The following is a 21,547-nucleotide window of genomic DNA, read 5'->3' on the forward strand; positions in this document are numbered from 1 at the left end:
TATTAATTTTCTTGAAGCTCTTTGTTCTTAGAACGGTGAACCCATATAATCACGGCAATCACGATCAAAGCCATCGGAGGCAGGATCATCAAACCATTGTTTACATAGCCGAAATCGTAGAATGCCTGCGGGATCACCTGGAATCCAAGTAACGTACCAGAACCTAATAACTCACGGAAGAAACCTACGATCACAAGGATCAGAGCATATCCCAAACCATTACCGATACCGTCCAGGAAAGATTCCCACGGACCGTTACCCAAAGCAAACGCCTCCAGACGTCCCATCAGGATACAGTTGGTAATGATCAGACCAACGAACACCGAAAGCTGCTTATTTACATCATAGGCAAATGCTTTCAATACTTCACTTACAATAGTTACCAATGCGGCAACAACTACCAACTGTACGATAATACGGATACGGTTAGGAATTGTATTACGCAGTAACGAAATAATCACGTTGGCAAACGCCACCACAGCCGTCACGGAAATACCCATTACAATAGACGGCTCAAGTTTTGATGTTACAGCCAATGCAGAGCAGATACCCAACATCTGTACGATGACAGGGTTGTTTGTGCTCAACGGGCCTAACAGAACTTCTTTATTCTTACTTGATAATAATCCCATCTTCTTACTGATTTTGTGAGGTTAAAAACTTAACATAACCATTCAGGCTATTGAACAACATATGGTCAACCCCCTGACTGGTGATCGTACCACCTGAAATACCGTCAACATAGTCCTGACCGGCTACGCTCTTACCCGGCTTAACAATAGCTACGGATTTGAATTCGCCGTTAAAGAACAATTTTTTACCTTTAAATTCATTACTGAACTGAGGTTTTGAGATTTCAGCACCTAACCCCGGAGTTTCCCCCTGGTGACTGAAGTCTGCACCAAAAATTGTATTCTTATCATCATCAACGGAAAGATATCCCCACAGAGGTCCCCACAAACCAGCACCAGACAAAGCCATGATATATTTGTTTTTACCATCTACATTGGCTACGAATACCGGATGTTGATCTGGTGTTGCAGTAAATGCATCACCTTCCACCTTTTCTCCATTTTCATTCACAAGGAAAGATTCTTTGATCAGTTCGCTGTATTTTGCTTCAGCTTCATTAGGCTGAACAGATACATTGATTGAACGCAGAATCTGCTGTCTTTTGTCGTTATCTTCGTTCTTCTGCTGGAAAGTTCTCAGCGATTGTGAAGTAAATGCCAATACAACAGCTACCAAAACAACCATTACAGAAGCATAAACTACTGTATATACGTTGCTGTCTCTATCCAATCCCTTCTTACCGGCAGCAGCCTCTTTGATTTCTTCAAATTCAGAAGCAGGAACGCCACATACAGGACAAACATCCGGAGCTTTATTTCCTTCGTGGATATATCCACATACTTTACATTTATATTTTGCCATACTCCTTCTTACATTATTTGATTACACGTTTCAATCTGCGGTTGATGTTAGCTTCTACCACATAGTAGTCGATCAGCGGAGCAAATACATTCATCAACAGGATAGCAAGCATCATACCTTCAGGATAACCCGGGTTCAATGCACGGATAATGATAGCCATTGCTCCTACCAGGAAGCCATAGATATATTTACCTGTTTCAGTACGTGCAGATGTCACAGGGTCGGTAGCCATAAATACGGCACCAAAAGCAAAACCGCCCAGGAACAAATGATCGATCGGAGATACACACATAGCCACCGTTGTACCGATCATATTGAAGATAGCAGCCATAACAGCACCACCTACAAATACAGACAGCATGGTCTTCCAGCTTGCGATCTGAGTATACAGAAGGATAACAGCACCGATCAGGATAGCCAATACGGATGTTTCACCGATTGAACCCGGAATCAGTCCCAGGAACATATCCCAGGTAGTCATCGGGTTACCCAGTACGTCAACTGTCTGGAATGAACCGATCATATCTTTACCGGCAATAGCAACCTGTCCCAGCGGAGTGGCTCCGGAGAAACCGTCAACTACTGTTCCTGCACCCAGTCCGAATGTATCGGCTGTGCGAACGAATACCTGGTCGCCAGACATGGCAGCCGGATAAGCAAAGAACAGGAACGCACGTGTTACCAATGCAACGTTAAACACGTTGTAACCAGTACCACCGAATACTTCCTTAGCAAAAATAACCGCAAAAGCAGTAGCCACAGCGATCATCCACAGCGGAGTATCGATAGGAACGATCATCGGGATCAATATACCCGAAACCAGGAAACCTTCCTGAATTTCTTCTTTTTTCACCTGGGCAACAGCAAACTCGATACCCAGACCTACTACGTACGAAACAATAATTTTAGGCAGTACAGCCAGGAAACCGAAGATGAATGTCATCAAAAATCCGGGATCAGCACCAACAGCCAGATTGTGTTGATAGCCGACATTGTACATACCAAAAAGCAAAGCAGGCAACAAAGCGATAATAACCACAGTCATGGTACGCTTAGAATCGATATAGTCGTGAATATGCACGCCTGATTTCGAAGTGGTGCTCGGAACAAATAAGAATGTTTCAACACCTTCGAATACAGAACGGAACATCGCCAGCTTTCCGCCTTCCTCAAAGTTAGGCTTAATCTTGTCGAGGTAATTCCTTAACGCTTTCAATGTATTCTAATTTTTTATGTTATTAATTCATTTCCTTGTATAACAGATCCAATCCCTGACGTACGATCTTCTGGATCTCGATCTTGGAAGTGTCAACAAATTCACAAAGTGCAAAATCTTCCGGAGCAACTTCATAGATACCCAGATTTTCCATTTTATCGATATCGAAAGCGATAATGGCTTTCAGCAGGTATTCGGGATAGATGCTCATCGGGAATACTTTTTCGTATTCGTTCGACATGATCATGGCGCGTTTACCTCCTTTGATACGTGCATCGATTACATATTCTTTGCTCTTCGGAGCCAACCAGGTAAAGAAAGAGTGGCTTACACTGTATTTTCCGAATCCCGGAGTTGCCCAACCGAAGAAGTCATACGTTTTGTCTCCTTCAGGGATCACGGTGATCTGATTATCGTAAGCACCCAAATAATCGTCTTTACGAACTTTCGTTCCGGTCAGCACATTTCCGCTGATGATACGAAGATCTTCCTTGCCTTCCAGGATCTTTCCTGCAACCAGACTGTTGATCGTACAACCGGAAATAGTTTTAACGTATCCTCTTTCTGTTGTTTCAGAACCTGTGATAGCAACCAAACGGCTGAAATCAGCTACACCTTTGTTGAACAGACGACCGATAACGATCACATCTGCCGGGTTTACCACCCAAACTACTTCGAGTTTGTTCACCGGTTTGATATGGTTGATCTGTACCCCTACGTTACCTGCAGGATGTGGTCCTTCAAACTCAACCGTTTCAACACCTTTCACATTCACGGAAGAACCTTTTCTGACACCGACATACACTTTACCTTTGGTAAGTTTTGCCAGTGCATCCAACCCGGTCTGGAAATCAGCTTCCTGTCCTTTCAAAATGAAATCGAAATTCGGAGCCAACGGTGCAGAATAGAACGCAGACACGAAAATGTCACGCGGCTCATCTGACGGCGTAGCTACGATATCGTACGGACGCTGTTTGATAAAAGGCCACATACCACCATTGAGCAGGGCTTCTTTTACCTCTTCACTTTTCAGCGAAGACACATTTTTCTTACCGAAATCCTCGTACTCGATCTGCGTGTCCGGCTTAACAACGATGCTAAGCACTTTACGCTTCTCTCCTCGGTTTACGGCAGTTACTTCACCGCTAACGGGTGAAACGAACTTGATCTCCGGGCGGTTCTTATCGATCATCAATACAGAACCGGCTTTGACTTTTTCTCCTACTTTAGCAACAACTTTGGGGGTAATACCGTTATAATAATCGGGGACGATAGCATAACTGTCGCTTTTCCCGGTGTTTAACAGTACGTCCGAAGCTTTGCCCTTCAGATTAATGTCTAAACCCTTTTTAATCTTAATCACATTTGCCATGATACAACTAAAATTGTTTATATGTAATTTTCCCGCAAAAGTACATAAATTTTTATGCTTTAAAGCAGGATTAAAGAAATAATTAGAGAAATAATTCCATAATTTTGTACCGTCAAAGAAAGAGACATGAAAATGAGAGTATATTGTTTATTATTTTTGTTGTTTTGTGCCGCTGTAATGCAGGCCAATGCTCAGCAAACGTACTTTACCGACGTTAACAGCAAGCTGATAAAAACCCTTCAGGTGAAGGTGGCAGGAGAGTTTATTTCCGAGCCTTATATCGAATTGAACGGAGGTCAGCAGATCCAGATCAACTTCGATGCGTTGGAACAGGGTGGTGTCCGCTACTCCTATTCTATCATCCATTGTGATGCCAACTGGCAGAAGTCCATCCTCTCTCCCATTCAATATATGAGTGGTTTTCAGGGATTAACAATAGATGACTTCGCGAATTCCATTAACACCACGACGCAATACACAAACTATAATCTGCTGTTGCCGAATGACGACATACAGTTTAAAGTTTCGGGTAATTATGCCGTGCAGATTTATAATGAAGATATCCCTGACCAGATAATTCTCACGGCCTGTTTTTCGGTGGTAGAACCGATGGTCGGCATCTCTGCATCTGTAAGCGGAAATACCGATATCGATACCAATCAGAGCCATCAGCAGGTCAGTTTCAGTATCAATAACAAGAACTTTCCTATTCCATATCCGCAAACCGACCTGAAGATATTCGTTTATCAGGATAATCGCCGAGATAATGCAGTCTCAGGCCTTCAACCTATGTCCATCGCTGAGAATCAGATCACATATTCTTACAACCGGAGTCTGATATTCCCTGCAGGGAATGAATATCGCCGTACAGAATTTCTAAGCACAAAATATAACGGAATGCATGTGGAAAGTATTTCTTTTCACAACCCCTACTACAATGTTGAGCTGATGACGGATCACAAACGATGTGACCAAACATACCAGTATGACCAGGATCAGGACGGTCGTTTCTTTATCCGTTGCAGCAGTTGTGACGATCCGGATACGGAAGCGGATTATTTCATTGTTCATTTTGCCTTGGCGTGCGATCCTTTTCTCGACGGAAGTGTCTATCTGAATGGCGAACTGTACCATAATGTACTCGATGAAAAGAGTAAGATGGGGTATAATTTTGAAACTCACCAATATGAAAAGGCAGTGCTTCTAAAACAAGGAAGTTATAATTATCAGTATCTGTTCGTACCGAACGGCAGTACTGTCGGAGAAACAGGACCGATAGAAGGCAATTATTATCAGACGGAAAACGAATATACCATCTACGTCTATTATCGCCCTATGGGAACACAATATGACCGGCTCATCGGAGTCACAAGCGTTAAAAATGCCATGCAGGTATTTTGATTAAGCTAAACTAAACATCCTGGTTGTTCTTTATCTAAGAGACCGGGATGTTTGGTTTTACTAGAGCTAATTATTCATTCCTAAGATTTTTCTGCTTCAAAATTAATTCCGGCTTTTCTTGCCTGTGAATGTTGGAACTGACGGGCTATCTTGTATTCATGTCCTTCTTTCAGCAGATAGGCACCTGTCTGCTTGAACCAAAAGCTGATATGTTCTTCCATGCATTGCCGGCGGATATCCAATACCCAATCATAATTACATACACGAGCTTCCTTTCCGGATTCCCCTCCCGCCACAATCTGTTCCACCCATGCCCCCAGTTCTCCTCTGAAATCGATTGCACTAAGAAGGGGTTCACAAATAATGATTTTATGTTTTATCGGAGCAGCTTTATAAATAGGCAAACGATAGTCTACTCTATCTTGATTCTCCATTGTACAGCAAATAGTTACATGATCATACCCATTTCCCCAATCAGGCGGAAGACATTTATGCAGCCGGTCTATCCGTTTGGTAATAAAAAGAAAATGAAGATCCTGCCTTTCCCGTATCATTGCCCAGGCTTCCTGCCTCCATTCATCCGCATCTTCTACTAGAAAATCAGAAGTAAAGCAGGTATAAACAAGGTTTCCCGAAGGAATCTTATATGTTTTATTCTTTTTCTGCTGCAAAGGCAAATCAAATTTTTCCGTCTTTGTAACAACAGAGCTATCTTTCCCATATTTACTATCACTACGGTATACATAACAATGCCGGCAACCTTCACTTAATTTGTGACAGCCATGCCAGGGATTCCATATTGAAGACTTTTGTCCCATTCTATATTTCCTCAAAACTAGTTTTTAAACGTTCCTCCGGACTGGCAAATATAGAAAAGAGATATGATAACCCTATGATGTTTGAATATAAAAAGTATCTTTGAAAGCTGGAATTAAAAAAAGCAGATGCTATGAAAACTGTTATTATACCCAAATATCTTTATACCTCTATCCTGGTAGCCGTACTGATCGCCATCTTACTGACTATCGTACAGGTTATTCCGGAAAAACCGTTGCTTTTATCAGAACGATTAATGTCCTCCGGAGGTTGGATCCAAATTGGCATAGCTGTTATTTACGGAGCAATACTCTCCTATAAAATGCAAGACCGCAAAGAACGTCCGAAATGGAGAATTAGGGCATGGCTACTTTTTTCCATTGTTTTCTTCGGACAATTATTATTAGGAATCCTTGTCGATCCCATATTTCTTATGACGGGAAAGCTGCATTTACCGGTTCCCGCTGTTATACTTGCAGGGCCTTTGTACCGGATGGAAGGATTATTCATGCCGATACTTTTCCTGAGCACGCTGTTATTATCCGGTCCTGCCTGGTGCAGTCAGCTTTGTTATTTCGGAGCATTTGATGCCTGGAGCGCAAAAGGCAAAACAGAAAAAACAGCTTTTCGCTATCATCGACAGCTACGTTACAGCGTATTTTTATTAGTAATTGCCGGAGCCATCACGTTAAGACTAGCAGGAGCTGAAGGCTGGATCGCAACACTCGCAGGAGTTACAGTCGGAATAATCGGATTAGGAATCATGCTGACTCTTTCACGACGAAAGAGAAAAATGATCCATTGCAGCAGCTATTGCCCAATAGGGACATTGGTTTCTTTTATGAAGAAACTCTCTCCTTTTCGGGTCAGCTTAAATACGAACTGTACCCATTGTATGGCTTGCCTGAAAGCCTGTAAATATGATGCTTTGCATAAAGAAAATATTGAAAAGGGAAAACTCGGTTATACCTGTACGTATTGTGGCGACTGCCTTTCTGCCTGTAAACATGGCGGATTGGAGTATCGCTTTTTAAAACTGCGTCCGGTCACAGCCGAACGCCTTTGGATCATCATTACAGTCGTTTTACATACCTGTTTCCTGATGATTGCACGCATCTGATAGGTAGACAAGCTTTCCGGCTACATAAGTAGCTAAAATATTACGATCATCCCCTAATGTCTGAACACCGAATAATTTGTTTTCAAGATTCCATTTCCCATTACGTTCAAGATAATTTTTGCGCATTTGCAGGGAAGAGGTTGCCATGCAATCGACAACAATAAAGTCAGCCTCTCTTCCCTTTTCAAAGCTACCGATCTTATCATCCAGCTGTAACGCCCTGGCTGTACCGAGAGTACATTTATATAATGACTCAAATACAGACATCGAATAACCATTCAATTGCTGTACTTTATAAGATTCTGCCATTGTTTTCCAAAGAGAAAGAGAAGTTCCTCCCCCCACATCTGTGGCAAGCGTTGTCTGTATATTGATCCTGTTAGCCTGTTGCATATCGAACAAGCCACTTCCCAAGAACAGGTTCGATGTCGGGCAATGGGCTATTATCGCTCCGGCTTCTGCCATTCGCCGGCATTCCGAATCAGAAAGATGGATGCAATGTCCGAATACAGAACGATTCGTCACTAGTCCGGCACGTTCATAGACTTCCAGGTAATCAGAACATTCCGGAGAAAGAGAAAGTGTCGAATCTATCTCATTCTTATTTTCTGAAAGATGAGTCTGGATATATGTATCGGGATATTCTTCATGCAAGCGGGCTGCACTGATCAGTTGACCATGTGTGGAAGTGATCGAAAAACGGGGAGTAATCACATACAGATTACGCCCTTTCTTATGCCAGGTCTCGATCAGCTCCCTGCTATCGGTTTCTCCGGACTCTTCCGTATCTGTCAAAGCCTGTGGAGCATTACGGTTCATCAACACCTTACCGGTCATCATCAGCATGTTATAATCGGAAGCCACAGAAAAAAGCGCATTGACCGATTCCTTATGAACCGTGGCATAAGCCATACACGTTGTCGTTCCGTTACGGAAAAGCTCATTGGCAAAGAGACGGGCTACCCGCTCTGCATATTCCGGGTTACTGAAGGCTTCTTCCGTCGGATACGTATATTCGTTCAGCCAGTCAAGCAACTGTCTGCCATACATACCGATCATCTCCGATTGCGGATAATGAACATGCGAATCAATCAACCCCGGCATCAATAATTTACCGGAGTAATCCGTGAGGGATGCTCCCGGATAACGATCTTTTATATCTTCATATGCACCGGTTTCCACAATCTTCCCCTCCGAAACCACCAGAAGCCCGTCAGAAAAATAACAATAGCAGTCTTTTGATTCTAAAGGAGAAGACTTAAAGTAAAAGACTTCTCCCCTGTATAAATATATCGGCTCATTCATTTTCTTACCTGTTGTTGGTTCTAATGACCAAAGATACAAAAATTCACTTATAATTGACTAAGAGAGCAGCTGCAACTTCCTGTGCAATTTCTTCGTCACGAAGTGCCCGTAGAATAGTTAAACCAAAATCAAAAACGAATCCCGGACCTTTACAAGTAATGATATTGCCGTCCTGCTCCACACCGTTCTCTGTAGGGATTGCTCCAATCATTGTCGGTTCAAAATAAGGGAAACAAGTAGCTTTGCGCCCTTTCAACAATCCTAATCCTCCGAGAACCATAGGACCGGCACATATGGCAGCCAGTATTTTATCTTCCTTATATTTCTCCATTACCAACTCTTTCAGCCGGGTACAGGTGTTCAGATGGTTACTGCCAGGTATTCCTCCCGGAAGGATCAAAGCATCCGCAGAGCTGTAGTCAGCATCTTCAAATACATAATCGGCAACTACCGGAATATTATGTGCTCCCATGACCCGTTTATTTCCATCGATAGAGACTGTAGTAGCCCTGACACCACCTCTGCGCAATATATCGGCTGTGCCCAATGCTTCAATTTCTTCAAATCCTGTAGCCAGGAATACAAATGCTTGTTTCATAATGCTTATCATTTATTTTTGTTCAGATAATACTTTATCTTATATTTTAATAATGGGATATCGACCGGCTTTACCAGGTAGTCATTGAAATTACATTCTTTTGCTTTCTCTTTTTCCTTGTCGTAGGCAAAAGCCGAAAGAGCCAGTACTGGAATATCCGGAGATAATTTCCTGATTTCACAAGTTGCAGCAAAGCCATCCATTATCGGCATTTTTATATCCATCAAGACAAGATCCGGCTTATAAGTTTTGAACATCTGTACGGCTTGCAATCCGTTTACCGCATAGATCAAACGATACTGCTGTTTTAAAACAGCTTGTATCAAAAGATAATTTTCCAATACGTCTTCTGCTATCAGTAAAGTATATTGCCCGGGTAATGCTTCCGGAATATTATCAGGCAAACTTCCGTCAACTTTTTCATCCAAAAATGAAAATGAAGCGTTTAAGGGTAATGTAAACCAAAAAGAAGAGCCTTTTCCCCGTTCCGATTCTACTCCTATTTTCCCGCCCAATTTTTCAATGATCATCTTGCATATTGATAATCCCAAGCCTGTACCTTGCCTGAAATCATCCAGCTTCACAAAACGGTCAAAGATAGTATCCTGCTTTTCTTTCGCGATACCTATTCCTGTGTCTGTCACAGAAACCCGTACAAACCCCTCCTCCAATTTATAGGACAGTGATATAAAACCTTGATTTGTACATTTTATCGCATTGGAGAGAAGATTCAGAAGAACCTGTTCAACACGTTGTGCATCAGTCTGTAACTTAACAGAAGGCAGCATATCTCCATTATATAACAGAGCAACATCCGAAGTCATTTTCAATGACTGAGACACATATACTTCATGGCAAATATCTTTCAAATCGACACACGAAACATTATAATTCAATGTCCCTGATTCTATCTTCGCAAAATCCAGAATATCATTGATCAATTGGAGTAACAGATCGCTGTTATTTTCAATAATAGTAAGATATTCCTGTTGTTCACTGTCATTATCCGTTTCAGTGATCAATCTAGAGAAACCAACGATTGCATTCAGCGGGGTACGTATTTCATGGCTCATATTAGCAATGAAAGCATTCTTCATTTCGTCGGCTTCACGTGCTTTGATCAAGTCCAGTTCGTTTTGCCGCTGCTCGGTAACGTCCCATAACATTACTAACAATAAAGGAGAAGCTCCCGGGTCCGGATTGGTTATCAACAAACGAATTGTATTTACGATCCGAATATCACCATCGGGTTTTTCATATTCCACCATAACCTTCTGTGTTCTCCCGTTCTTTATCGTAGAATAATCCTCTGTTCTTATTTCATGGGCTCTTCGAGGATCCGGATAAAGCTCGAAATCCGTTTTTCCTAATACATCGGATGCATTGACCCCGGTAAAATCCTCTGCAGCCTGATTAAAGTAGATGTACTTAAACCCATCGAAAATATCTTTTACACTAATTGCAACGAAAACATTCGACAGAATTGTGTTCATTAATATACTCAGGAAATTGATCTTGCGTTGCTTGGCAAGATTCTCACTCATTTCTTCTATTTCTGCATCATTTCTTGCAGATTGGGAAAGATTTGTTTCCAGTTCTTTAATGCGCTGAATCAATTCTTCTCTTGAATAATTTTCATATTCTCTCATTTCTTAGATTTTAAGGCTTGTATATTAATTATAGCTGCTTATATCGAATAGCAAATGTAAATATATTTTTCATTGAACCTTGAAAAACACCGATTTAATTCATCCATACCCATTATTTTAATATAAAATGCTGCTCCAATCCAAAATAAAAGATACATTTGCAGTCTAATTACATGAATTAAACACAATATAATACGAAAAAGCTATGATGTATTGGCAGAAAGATATTGAGACGATGAGTCGTGAAGAACTGAATAAACTACAGTTAGAACGACTGAAACAAACAATAGAATTAGCCGGACACTCCCCTTTCTACAGTAAAGTGCTAAAAGACAACGGCATAACAGCGGATAGCATCCAGTCATTGGATGACCTGCAGAAAATCCCTTTCACAACGAAAGACGACTTGCGTAATAATTACCCGTTCGGAATGGCTGCCATCCCTCTCAAGGATTGTGTGAGAATACACTCTTCAAGCGGAACGACCGGAAACCCGACCGTGGTATTACATTCGGCAAAAGACCTGGACCAGTGGGCGAATCAGGTAGCACGTTGTATGTATATGGTCGGTTTACGGGATACGGATGTCTTCCAGAATACTTCCGGATACGGTATGTTCACCGGTGGTTTGGGATTTCAGTACGGAGCGGAAAAACTGGGGGCATTGACCGTTCCTGCCGCCGCCGGTAACTCCAAACGCCAGATCAAATTCATTACAGACTTTGGAACGACCTGCCTGCATATCATTCCCAGCTACGCAACCCGCCTGGCGGAAGTAATGTATGAAATGGGACTGGACCCACGTAAGGATACCAAACTGCATACTGTATGTATCGGTGCCGAACCTCATTCGGAAGAACAGCGTAAACGCATTGAACAATTGCTGGGCGTAAAAGCTTACAATTGTTTCGGTATGTCAGAAATGAACGGTCCGGGTGTCGCTTTCGAATGTACTGAACAAAACGGCTTACATATCTGGGAAGATTATACCATTGTCGAGATCGTCGATCCTGTAACATTGCAACCGGTTCCGGAAGGAGAAGTCGGTGAACTGGTATTGACCACGATCAATCGGGAGGCAATGCCATTGTTACGCTACCGTACCCGTGACCTAACTTGTATCATCCCCGGCGAATGCCCTTGCGGAAGAACTCACAAACGCCTGGCCCGGTTCAAAGGACGTAGCGACGATATGATCATCCTGAAGGGTGTCAACCTCTTCCCTATTCAGATTGAGAAGATATTAATGCAGTTCAAAGAGCTGGGCAGCAACTACCTGATCACACTCGAAACTGTGAACAACAGCGACGAAATGCTGATCGAAGTGGAACTAAGCGACCTGTTTACAGACGATTACAGTGTGCTTCAACGTCTTGCCAAGGATATCACAAGACAACTGAAAGACGAACTGCTGCTCACCCCGCGCCTGAAACTGGTAGCCAAAGGTTCATTACCTGTGCAGGAAGGCAAAGCCATAAGAGTAAAAGACTTGCGTAAGTTCTGTTAAAATAATTGTTCAACAAATAAAAAGATACAGCTATGACAGTAAATCAAATTTCTATTTTCCTGGAAAATAAATATGGAAAACTTAGTGAAATCCTGGCTTTGCTTGCTGAAGAGAAGATACGGATCATTGCTGCGACAGTTGCGGATACATCGGAGTATGGTATTCTACGCATCATTGTAAGCGATCCTCAAAAAGCATATAAGATACTGAAGAGTAATAATGTGAGTGCAAACTTAACAGATGTATTGGCGATCGTTACCAATTCCTGTGCAGGAAGTTTTGCTGAAACGCTGACACACTTTACAAAAGCTGGTTTAAGTATCGAATATATGTACTGTTTCTCTCTGAATGACAAATCGATCCTGATCCTGCGCACCAATAACCGGGAAGCTGCCCGCGAAGTGATCCGTCGTCAGAATCTGGAATATATCTGCGAAAGCGACTTGATGAAATTATAAAAACAAATAACAAATGTTCGGAATAGAAGATCCCGGTATCTGGTTAGCCTACTTGTTAGCCTTCGCGTGTTTAATTTTTTCTTTATGGTTCGGAATTACCTATTGGAATAAAGGAGATAAAGAGAGTGATAACCCTAAACAATCTGATAAATGAGTACCCTTACCCTTGGAATTATTGTTATTGTTTACATGTTCGTTATTGCCTGGTTAGGCTATATAGGATATAAACAGACAAAAAATGCCAGTGATTACTTATTAGGGGGAAGAAAAGTCAACCCCATTGTTATGGCTCTCTCTTATGGGGCTACATTTATTTCCGCATCAGCTATCGTTGGTTTTGGCGGTGTTGCCGCTACTTTCGGTATGGGTATTCAATGGTTGTGCCTGTTGAATATGTTTATGGGAGTGGTTGTGGCTTTTATTTTCTTCGGCAGAAAAACCCGGAAGCTGGGAGAAGAGCACAATGCACGTACATTTCCGCAACTGTTGGGGATGCATTATAATTCGCGTAGTATCCAGATATTCATAGCTACGGTTATATTTATAGGGATGCCGTTGTATGCTGCTGTCGTCATGAAAGGAGGAGCTGTTTTTATCGAACAGATGTTCCATATCGACCTGCATCTGGCACTGCTGATATTTACGCTGATCGTTGCTGCCTATGTAATTACAGGGGGGATCAAAGGTGTTTTATATACGGATGCATTGCAGGCCGTTATCATGTTCGGTTGCATGTTGTTCCTTTTATTCTGGTTTTACCATGTAATGGATATGGGATTCATAGAAGCGAATCAAAAACTGACAGAGATTTCACATCTTGTCCCCGACCGCTTCAAGGAACTGGGCCATCAGGGATGGACAGCGATGCCGGTCACTGGTTCACCTCAATGGTATACTTTGGTTACTTCGCTGATCTTGGGTGTAGGTATCGGTTGTCTGGCGCAACCTCAATTAGTCGTGCGTTTTATGATGGTAGAAAGTACCAAACAATTGAACCGCGGAGTGCTTATCGGTTGTGTATTCCTGATTGTTTCTGTCGGAGCAATCTATCATGTCGGAGCATTGTCTAATCTGTTTTTTATAAAGACTGAAGGCGTTGTGGCTTCCGAAGCAATAAAAGATATGGATAAGATCATTCCGTTATTTATAGACCGGGCCATGCCGGAATGGTTCGGTGCAGTCTTTATGCTGTGTATCCTGTCCGCCAGCATGTCTACCCTAAGCGCACAGTTCCACACTATGGGAGCTGCATTCGGGGCAGATGCCTTTCCGAATCTCGGACGCCGTAAAAATACCAATTCCACTATGGGAGTCCGTATAGGCGTTTTGTGTTCCATTCTGTTGAGTTACATAATCTGTTACACGTTGAGTGCAGGTATTATAGCCAGAGGTACAGCCTTATTCATGGGAGTTTGTGCAGTTACATTCCTTCCTGCGTATTTCTGTGCTTTATATTGGAAAAAGGCAACCAGGCAAGGTGCTTTAGCAAGCCTGTGGACCGGCGCATTGGCAAGTATGTTTGCTATGTTATTCCTTCATAAAGCAGAAGCAAGTGCAGTGGGTTTATGCAAAGCTTTAACCGGAAAAGACGTACTGATCGATGTATACCCCTGGTTTGCAATAGATCCTATTCTGTTTGCTCTTCCGTTGTCGGTCGCTGCTATCATCATAGTCAGCTTGATGACGCAGGAAAAGGCTAATAACATATAATATGAAACACATTAATATTTATTACATGTTAGAAAACATACATTAGCATTTTAACTATTGCTACTTATGAAAAGATCTGTACATTTGTACTGTGGTTTTTTCATAATAGTATTAGATTTAAGGTTAACAAAGTTGGTTAGGGGTTGTCGTGATGACAACCTTTAATGTTTTATAGACCTCCTTTCTTTTTATTTTATCTATTAGTCCTAAATTTTTACCTTTGTACTCAAAAAAGATGATCAAATACTTTTGTCTGTTTCTTCTGATCTTATGCAGTTGTAATAAAACGGAAAAAAGACGGAATGTACTCCATGTTGCCGTTCTCCGCGGTCCTTCTGTTATAGCATTCGCCAAGATGATTGAAGACTCTCCCGAAATAGAAGGTAAACGGTTGTCGGTCGATATAGTGGACTCGCCGGAACAAATGCAGGCGTTGCTGATAAAAGGTGAAGCAGATCTGGCGGCACTCCCCATGATCAATGCAGCTAATTTATATAACAAAGGACTGAAATACGCTTTACTGGGATGTCCTGTGTGGGGAAACCTTTATATTGTTAAAAAGAAGGATACTGATGTTCTCTCCCGGGAAACAAATACTTTACATGTCTTTGGTGCAGGTACTACACCGGATATTTTAACCCGCTACTATCTGAAACAAAACGGATTGACTTATTCTTTGAATTATTCTTTCTCTACTCCCCGCGAGATAAGCCAGGGGTTGCTTAGCGGTCAGGTTCAGACAGCCGTAATGGCTGAACCGTTTTTAAGCCTTATCCTCGGGAAAGACAGTACGATCTATATTCAATCGAGCCTGAACAATCCTGACAGTCTTTCTCCCGGATTTTCCCAGACTGCCATTGTATATGCACCTGCGTTACAAGGGAAAAGAGCTGAACTAGACAGTCTGTTGAATGAATCCTGCCAGTTTGCAGTCAGCCAACCGGAACAAACGATCCGGATACTTGAAAACCGGAATATATTTATACCCGGATCACTGACACCGGAAAGTATAGAAAGATGTCAAATTAAATACCTGTCAACGGCAGAAGCCCAAGAGAGTATCCTTGACTTCCTTCGTCTGATAGAAAAATATGAACCGAAAGCCATAGGCGGAAAACTTCCGGACAATGGTTTTATGCCGGAGAAACAATGAAAAAAGGACTGATCTCATTTATATCTATATGCCTGTTATTGCTGGTCTGGCAACTGACAGCCCTTTCTATGGATCAACCGGAACTGATACCATCGGTTCCCGATCTTATAAAAGCCTTATTCCAATTGTTTGCCACCGGAACCTTTTATAAAAGCATATTTGCTACCGTTTTACGTGGTATATCCGGCATATTGCTGTCGTTCGCTGCCGCAATTACGGCAGCCTTTTTATTTGCCCGTTATGAGCTGCTTTATGAGCTATCCCGACCGTTGCTGACGATTATGCGGTCTGTTCCGGTTATTTCTTTCATCTTATTGGCTTTGATCTTTCTTGATCCTGAGGGGATTCCATTGATGATCGCCTTTCTGACCATGTTCCCCTTACTGGCGGAAAACCTGACAAAAGGAATTATCAATCTGAACCCCGGACTTTCCATCATGGCGGACCAGTTCAGAATCAGTCGTAAAAACAAGCTGATGCACATTTTCTATCCCCAGCTCAAACCGTTCCTGTTCAGCGGACTTACCTCTGCCATCGGATTCGGCTGGCGTGCGATCATTATGGGTGAAGTCCTCTCACAATGTGCTTTTGGGATTGGCGGGGAAATGAAACGTGCACAACTCTTTATATCTGTGCCGGAATTGATTGCCTGGACTATTATAGCCATTCTGATAAGTTTCTTCTTTGATAAGGGAATTAACCTGCTGTCGAAAGTAAAATGGAACATACAGTTCAGCAATACGACGCGGGAAAATAATCACATCTCCCCTGTTTATCCTATAAAAGTGACGGATGTTACTTTCCGGTATGCCGATACCAAAGTATTATCCCACTTTTCATATACTTTCGAGCCGGGTGTCATTTATGGCATAAAAGCTCCTTCGGGTAGTGGAAAGACCACTTTATTGAATCTGTTGGACGGCTCACTGAAGCCTCTCCATGGAGAAGTATCATCAGGTAAACAACTACTATTCTCTGTTGTATTTCAGGAGCCGGAACTTTTATCTCATCTGACGGTCATGCAAAATATCTGTCTGCCGCTGGCATCCGACTATGATCCTGCCTATTCGGAACAGGAAGCCCGGAAAGCATTGGAGATTGTCGAAATGGAAGCATTTCAAAAGCGTTATCCGAACGAACTCAGCTACGGGCAACAACAACGCGTCGCTCTTGCCCGGGCATTGGCATATCCCTCTGCAGTGATGCTTCTCGACGAACCGTTCAAAGGATTGGATAAAGCACTTACCATCCGCATTATCGATCGTATAATCGCGCGACAGGCAGGCTACAGACAAACTATTATTTTCACATCACACGACCAGGAAGAAATAGACCGCCTTGCTTCGGTGATCATTCGACTAACGGCTGTCAATTATATATAAACTAAAAATCCCCTGTCTTATCAACCGATAAAACAGGGGATACTACTATGTTAAATACTAAATATTACACCGGAAGAGTTCCGCCGATCAGGATAACAACCAGCAAAGCCAAGATAGCATACAACTCAGGGAATACGGCCATTACCATTGTTGCACCGAATACGTTATGACCAGCACCAACACCGGCAATACCGTTTGCACAAACTTCTGCCTGACGGATGGAAGATAATAAACCTGCAAATCCTAATACCAGACCGGCACCGAATACCGCTGTTGCATTCAACATGGTAATGTCTGCAACCAGGAATTTCTGCATCATGAAATAACCTACGAATCCGTACAAACCCTGTGAAGAAGGCAACGCACTCAATGCGATGTAAGTACCCAGTGCATCCGGGTTCTTCTTCATTGCTCCTACTACTGCGTTACCGCAGATTGTTACACCATAACTACTGCCGATAAAGGTTAAACCTGTCATCAACGCAATACCAAGATAAGCTAATAAAATTGGTTCCATAATGAAATTTGTTTGTTTAATTATTTTTTTGTTATTATTTAAATCACGTTTTGTTTATGCTTTTTTGAAAGGTTGGTAAGCCTTACCGCCACCTTCGAACTCTGCATTCTTATAATACTCTACGAAGATCAGACGGAGCGGGTGAACCAGTGAACTGATGGTACACAGACCGATGTTGATTGCATGTCCGACCAAAAGGATCAGCAACATACAGATTACACGCAATACGATGTTCATACCTTCCGTCATATCTACAGCCAGCGAATTGAATACGCCACCCAGGATCGCACCGGTCAGACCGATAGCGAACAGACGGATATAAGACAATGTATCACCCAGCAGTCCGGAAGCCATATTATAGGTATTCCACAGACCAGTACCGAAGTTCAGGAAGATATTCTTACCCGGTGTATTGTAAAGGAAAGCGACAAGCAATCCCAGGCCGGCTATCACCAAGAAGACATTTTTCACCACTTCCGGTAACTGTACGTCCAGCATCGGCAAACCGAAAACAAGACATAATGCCAGGATAATGAATACCCATGCCAACGGTGCAATGCCATATTTCTTGCCCTTCTGCGACATGATCTTCAGTGCTGCGATCGTCTTTCCGAACAGGATCTGTACCAATCCGATTATGATCGAGAACGTCATCAGGTTATCGCTCGAAACGAAGTAATCTTTCACCGATGCGAAAGCCGGTATATCGACCAAAGCAATACCGAAGAACGATCCTGTACAAGTACCGACGATCAGTGCCGCCAGTCCGAGATACTGGAACAGACTCAGGAACGGTTTGAAATCTGGATTGACTTTCCGTTTCAGGATCGTACAAGCGATCATTACCAGTAATCCGTATCCGCCATCTCCGAAACAAAGTCCGAAGAACAACATAAAGAACGGTGCAAAGAACGGTGTCGGGTCAAACTCGCCATAGTTAGGTAAAGAGAACATCCGCGTGATCGGTTCGTACAACTTGGCGAACTTACCATTCTTTAGCAGGATAGGAACTTTATCCCCCTCTTCGATCTCCAATGCCTGATAGAAATAGCCATCTTTTTCAAGAGCTTCTTCCATTGCCTGCGCCTTTTCAGTAGGCACCCAGCCTTCCAGCAACATCAACTTATCGCCTGCCTGACGATCAGTCTGCACAAGCACATTCGACAGATTGAACTCATTCTGCAAATTCTTGTCAAACAAATCGAGCGTATTATAATCAGACGCTGCCAGTTTTTTCATTTCAGCATCCAATACCTTCATTTCCTGCTTTAACAGGTCAAGACGCGCATTTAATTTCTGCAAGCCTCTATCCGGCATCTTCGGACGCTCCGCATCTATGTCGATCGTCGTACCGACTTTCGTTATAGTAAGGAAATAAGTAACCGACTGGAAATTGTTGATCAATACAGCATTGTACTCATCACCCCATTTCGGTTCATATTTAGCCGTCGGGCAAGTCCAGAACGTAATATCATATCCAGCCTTCTTCAGACGATTGAAATTAGCCCAACTGAAATCACCCCAGATCTCCATATAAGCAATATCCTTTTCAAGGGATGCCTTGACAGATTGAAGCTGCACTTTCTTATCCTGCAATTCTTCTATTTTCTGGATCAACTTCAGTCCCGCTTTCTTATCCAGTTCACGGGCCGGAGCCAACTGAAGGTCCTTCGTTCCTGAATTCAGGTTCTTGAAAAAGCGCATTAACAAGTTGACACGCTTACGTATAGCCAGTATATCCTGAAGTTCTGCATTATCGAGAATAGACTTGCCCTCTTTCACATGCACGACACCCAGTTCGCGCAATTGTGCCAGGAACGAATCATATTCCCTGTGATATACCATAAAGGCATATTTACTCATTTTTACTATCATACGCCAGCCTCCTCTTTTTGTTCTTTTGCTTTACGCTTTTCCTGGTTAGCCCGCATGATCTTCTGTGACGACTTGGAAAGACTTTCTTCGTCTTCCATAAATCGTTTCACCTTACGGATCGCATCTTTATAGCCGGGGATCTGTACCTTCTCAAAGAGATTTACCTTCTGAGTGGTCTTCTTCCTGGCATGCTCCAATAACTCCAACTTCATTCCCGAAAACTCGGCTTCTATCCCGGTACGCGCCAACTTCTTCAGCAGCTCGACACCATCGGTAAACCAGGCAGGGGAATTAAAGAGACTGTAATGTCCGATCTCAAACTGAATCTCGTCCAATACAGGAACGATCACACCGGCAATCTTCTTCGTAGAGAGTGTCACATCCTTCACCGCAATCAGTTCGGGAGAGAACTCGTTCCACAAAGCCACCATGTTCTCGTAGCTCTGAATCTCTTTTTCCAGCTGAAGTTCCAATTTTGTCACTTCATCCTTGGTCCGCTTCACTTCGATACGCAACGCACTTTCCTTGCTTTTAATCGTAGGCAGGGAACGCTCGCGCATCTTCAGCTGCTTTTCCAATTGCTGAAGAGAGGTTTTATTATATTGAAACTTTATTGCCATATTATATCGTTTTTTAATTCCTTTCGGATGGAATTCCGGTTTCTTCCGAGAGAAATTCTTTTTTCATCCGAATGGAACGGTTTTCGGACCGTTCTTACTTTTTCCAGTATTTGTCTACCAACTCCTGCTTGATATTCACTTCCGCCGGTTTGAAGTATTCGCCGAACAAGCCCCATGCCACGTCGAGCATTTCGGTTGTGTCGAGGTTTACGTCGATAGCCAACAGCTTTTCCGAATAATCCTTTGCAAAAGACAGTGTACGGTTGTCGTAGTCCGTCAGGTCGAAACCATTCTCCATCTTGGTCTTTGCATTGGCAGCATCGGCATACAGACGAACGGCAGCATTCATCACCTGCGGGTGATCTTCGCGTGTCTTCTTTCCTGTTACCAGCTGTTTCAAACGTGACAAGCTTCGGAACGGGTCGACAATTACTTTACCGACATCGCTATCACGGCGCAGATACAACTGGCCTTCGGTGATATAACCGGTATTATCAGGCACGGCGTGTGTGATATCGCCACCGGACAAAGTCGTTACCGCAATAATGGTAATGGAACCACCTGCCGGGAACTGTACCGCCTTTTCGTAGATCTTTGCCAAGTCGGAATAAAGTGAACCCGGCATAGAGTCTTTCGACGGGATCTGGTCCATACGGTTCGATACGATCGCCAGGGCATCCGCGTAGTTGGTCATGTCGGTCAACAATACCAGCACCTTTTCATTCTTTTGTACGGCGAAGTATTCAGCAGCCGACAGCGCCATATCCGGAATAAGGATACGTTCTACGGACGGGTCTTCGGTTGTATTGATGAAGCTCACGATACGGTCGAGTGCACCGGCGTTGCTAAATGTATTTTTAAAGAACAGGTAGTCGTCGTTGGTCATCCCCATACCACCCAGGATGATCTTATCCGATTGGGCACGCAGGGCTACCATCGCCATCACCTGGTTGAACGGCTGGTCAGGATCGGCGAAGAACGGGATCTTCTGTCCGGTTACCAGCGTATTGTTCAGGTCGATACCGGCAATACCCGTAGCGATCAGTTCTGACGGCTGTTTACGGCGAACCGGGTTTACAGACGGGCCACCGATTTCCACTTCCGTTCCTTCCGGGATCGGACCACCATCGATCGGGTCGCCATACGCATTGAAGAAACGTCCGGCCAACTGGTCGCCTACTTTCAGTGTAGGCGCTTTGCCCATGAATACCACCTCGGCATTCGTACGGATACCTTCCGTACCGGAGAACACCTGCAGCGTAACCTCGTCGCCGATGATCTTTACCACCTGTGCCAGCTTGCCATCTACGGAAGCCAGCTCGTCATACCCAACTCCCGTTGCCTTCAGCGAACAGGTAGCTTTCGTGATCTGGGTAATCTTCGTATATATTTTTTGAAATGCTTTTGTTGCCAT

The 21,547-nt window shown here is 43.1% G+C and carries 20 protein-coding genes; 8 read left to right on the top strand and 12 right to left on the bottom strand.

The genetic code is table 11. The features are described 5' to 3' along the window. Positions 1–2 precede the first annotated feature (2 nt). Genes P3L47_RS17315 through P3L47_RS17330 form a run of 4 tightly spaced genes read right to left on the bottom strand, consistent with a single transcriptional unit; the run spans position 3 to position 4,022 of the window. Positions 3–632 carry an NADH:ubiquinone reductase (Na(+)-transporting) subunit D gene (locus tag P3L47_RS17315; protein ID WP_075557435.1) on the bottom strand — a complete coding sequence of 210 codons (630 nt, stop codon included), beginning with the start codon at positions 630–632 and terminating at the stop codon, positions 3–5. Positions 633–636: 4 nt separating this feature from the next. Beyond that, entirely contained in the window at positions 637–1,434 is a 798-nt protein-coding gene (gene nqrC / locus P3L47_RS17320; RefSeq protein ID WP_122360012.1) for an NADH:ubiquinone reductase (Na(+)-transporting) subunit C, read from the bottom strand. Between the two features lie 13 nt (positions 1,435–1,447). After that, positions 1,448–2,650: an NADH:ubiquinone reductase (Na(+)-transporting) subunit B gene (locus P3L47_RS17325; RefSeq protein ID WP_075557433.1), complete on the bottom strand. Its 1,203-nt coding sequence runs from the start codon at positions 2,648–2,650 to the stop codon at positions 1,448–1,450. Positions 2,651–2,672: 22 nt separating this feature from the next. Further along, on the bottom strand, positions 2,673–4,022 hold the full coding sequence (locus P3L47_RS17330; RefSeq protein ID WP_075557432.1) for a Na(+)-translocating NADH-quinone reductase subunit A: 1,350 nt from the start codon (positions 4,020–4,022) through the stop codon (positions 2,673–2,675). Positions 4,023–4,154: 132 nt separating this feature from the next. On the opposite strand from P3L47_RS17330, the gene P3L47_RS17335 reads away from it, so the two are divergent. Beyond that, positions 4,155–5,423 (top strand): type IX secretion system plug protein, encoded by a 1,269-nt coding sequence (locus P3L47_RS17335; protein ID WP_345799080.1) that lies wholly within the window; start codon positions 4,155–4,157, stop codon positions 5,421–5,423. 80 nt (positions 5,424–5,503) lie between these two features. On the opposite strand, the gene P3L47_RS17340 is transcribed toward P3L47_RS17335, so the two are convergent. Then, positions 5,504–6,241 (bottom strand): DUF5131 family protein, encoded by a 738-nt coding sequence (locus tag P3L47_RS17340; RefSeq protein WP_122360014.1) that lies wholly within the window; start codon positions 6,239–6,241, stop codon positions 5,504–5,506. A 131-nt stretch (positions 6,242–6,372) separates the two neighbouring features. On the opposite strand from P3L47_RS17340, the gene P3L47_RS17345 reads away from it, so the two are divergent. Further along, positions 6,373–7,359, top strand: a complete 987-nt coding sequence (locus P3L47_RS17345; protein WP_277781571.1) for a 4Fe-4S binding protein — start codon at positions 6,373–6,375, stop codon at positions 7,357–7,359. Here the strand turns inward: P3L47_RS17345 and guaD are convergent. From guaD to P3L47_RS17360, 3 genes are read right to left on the bottom strand one after another with little or no spacing between them, the layout of a single operon-like run. Then, complete coding sequence (gene guaD / locus P3L47_RS17350; protein ID WP_277781572.1) at positions 7,324–8,664, bottom strand: guanine deaminase; 1,341 nt, start codon at positions 8,662–8,664, stop codon at positions 7,324–7,326. The genes P3L47_RS17345 and guaD overlap by 36 nt on opposite strands. Positions 8,665–8,707: 43 nt before the next feature. Continuing rightward, entirely contained in the window at positions 8,708–9,262 is a 555-nt protein-coding gene (locus tag P3L47_RS17355; protein ID WP_122360493.1) for a DJ-1 family glyoxalase III, read from the bottom strand. Between the two features lie 8 nt (positions 9,263–9,270). After that, positions 9,271–10,911, bottom strand: coding sequence for a PAS domain-containing hybrid sensor histidine kinase/response regulator (locus tag P3L47_RS17360; protein WP_122360017.1), 1,641 nt, complete (start codon positions 10,909–10,911; stop codon positions 9,271–9,273). Positions 10,912–11,116: 205 nt separating this feature from the next. Between P3L47_RS17360 and P3L47_RS17365 the strand changes: the two genes are divergently transcribed. The 6 genes from P3L47_RS17365 (at position 11,117) to P3L47_RS17385 (ending at position 17,121) form a co-directional block, all read left to right on the top strand. After that, on the top strand, positions 11,117–12,418 hold the full coding sequence (locus P3L47_RS17365) for a phenylacetate--CoA ligase family protein (RefSeq protein ID WP_122360018.1): 1,302 nt from the start codon (positions 11,117–11,119) through the stop codon (positions 12,416–12,418). A gap of 32 nt (positions 12,419–12,450) precedes the next feature. After that, complete coding sequence (locus tag P3L47_RS17370) at positions 12,451–12,876, top strand: acetolactate synthase (protein WP_122360019.1); 426 nt, start codon at positions 12,451–12,453, stop codon at positions 12,874–12,876. Between the two features lie 13 nt (positions 12,877–12,889). Further along, positions 12,890–13,030 (top strand): symporter small accessory protein, encoded by a 141-nt coding sequence (locus P3L47_RS23680; protein WP_337940218.1) that lies wholly within the window; start codon positions 12,890–12,892, stop codon positions 13,028–13,030. Then, positions 13,027–14,586 (top strand): sodium:solute symporter family protein, encoded by a 1,560-nt coding sequence (locus tag P3L47_RS17375; RefSeq protein WP_277781573.1) that lies wholly within the window; start codon positions 13,027–13,029, stop codon positions 14,584–14,586. Before P3L47_RS23680 ends, P3L47_RS17375 begins: the two co-directional genes overlap by 4 nt. 235 nt (positions 14,587–14,821) lie before the next feature. Continuing rightward, positions 14,822–15,739, top strand: a complete 918-nt coding sequence (locus P3L47_RS17380; RefSeq protein WP_277781574.1) for a substrate-binding domain-containing protein — start codon at positions 14,822–14,824, stop codon at positions 15,737–15,739. Continuing rightward, on the top strand, positions 15,736–17,121 hold the full coding sequence (locus P3L47_RS17385; RefSeq protein WP_277781575.1) for an ATP-binding cassette domain-containing protein: 1,386 nt from the start codon (positions 15,736–15,738) through the stop codon (positions 17,119–17,121). Before P3L47_RS17380 ends, P3L47_RS17385 begins: the two co-directional genes overlap by 4 nt. Before the next feature lie 64 nt (positions 17,122–17,185). Here P3L47_RS17385 and P3L47_RS17390 read toward each other — a convergent pair whose 3' ends face one another. The 4 genes from P3L47_RS17390 to P3L47_RS17405 all read right to left on the bottom strand — a co-directional run bounded on the left by P3L47_RS17390 (position 17,186) and on the right by P3L47_RS17405 (position 21,547). Further along, positions 17,186–17,638: an ATPase gene (locus P3L47_RS17390; protein ID WP_028729164.1), complete on the bottom strand. Its 453-nt coding sequence runs from the start codon at positions 17,636–17,638 to the stop codon at positions 17,186–17,188. A gap of 54 nt (positions 17,639–17,692) precedes the next feature. Beyond that, on the bottom strand, positions 17,693–19,513 hold the full coding sequence (locus tag P3L47_RS17395; protein ID WP_277781576.1) for a V-type ATP synthase subunit I: 1,821 nt from the start codon (positions 19,511–19,513) through the stop codon (positions 17,693–17,695). Beyond that, positions 19,510–20,133, bottom strand: coding sequence for a V-type ATP synthase subunit D (locus P3L47_RS17400; protein ID WP_075557595.1), 624 nt, complete (start codon positions 20,131–20,133; stop codon positions 19,510–19,512). The genes P3L47_RS17395 and P3L47_RS17400 overlap by 4 nt, the downstream gene beginning before the upstream one ends. A gap of 94 nt (positions 20,134–20,227) precedes the next feature. After that, complete coding sequence (locus P3L47_RS17405) at positions 20,228–21,547, bottom strand: V-type ATP synthase subunit B (protein ID WP_075557596.1); 1,320 nt, start codon at positions 21,545–21,547, stop codon at positions 20,228–20,230.

Origin of the sequence: Parabacteroides chongii (assembly GCF_029581355.1) — a bacterium.
GTDB classification, from domain to species: Bacteria; Bacteroidota; Bacteroidia; order Bacteroidales; family Tannerellaceae; genus Parabacteroides; species Parabacteroides chongii.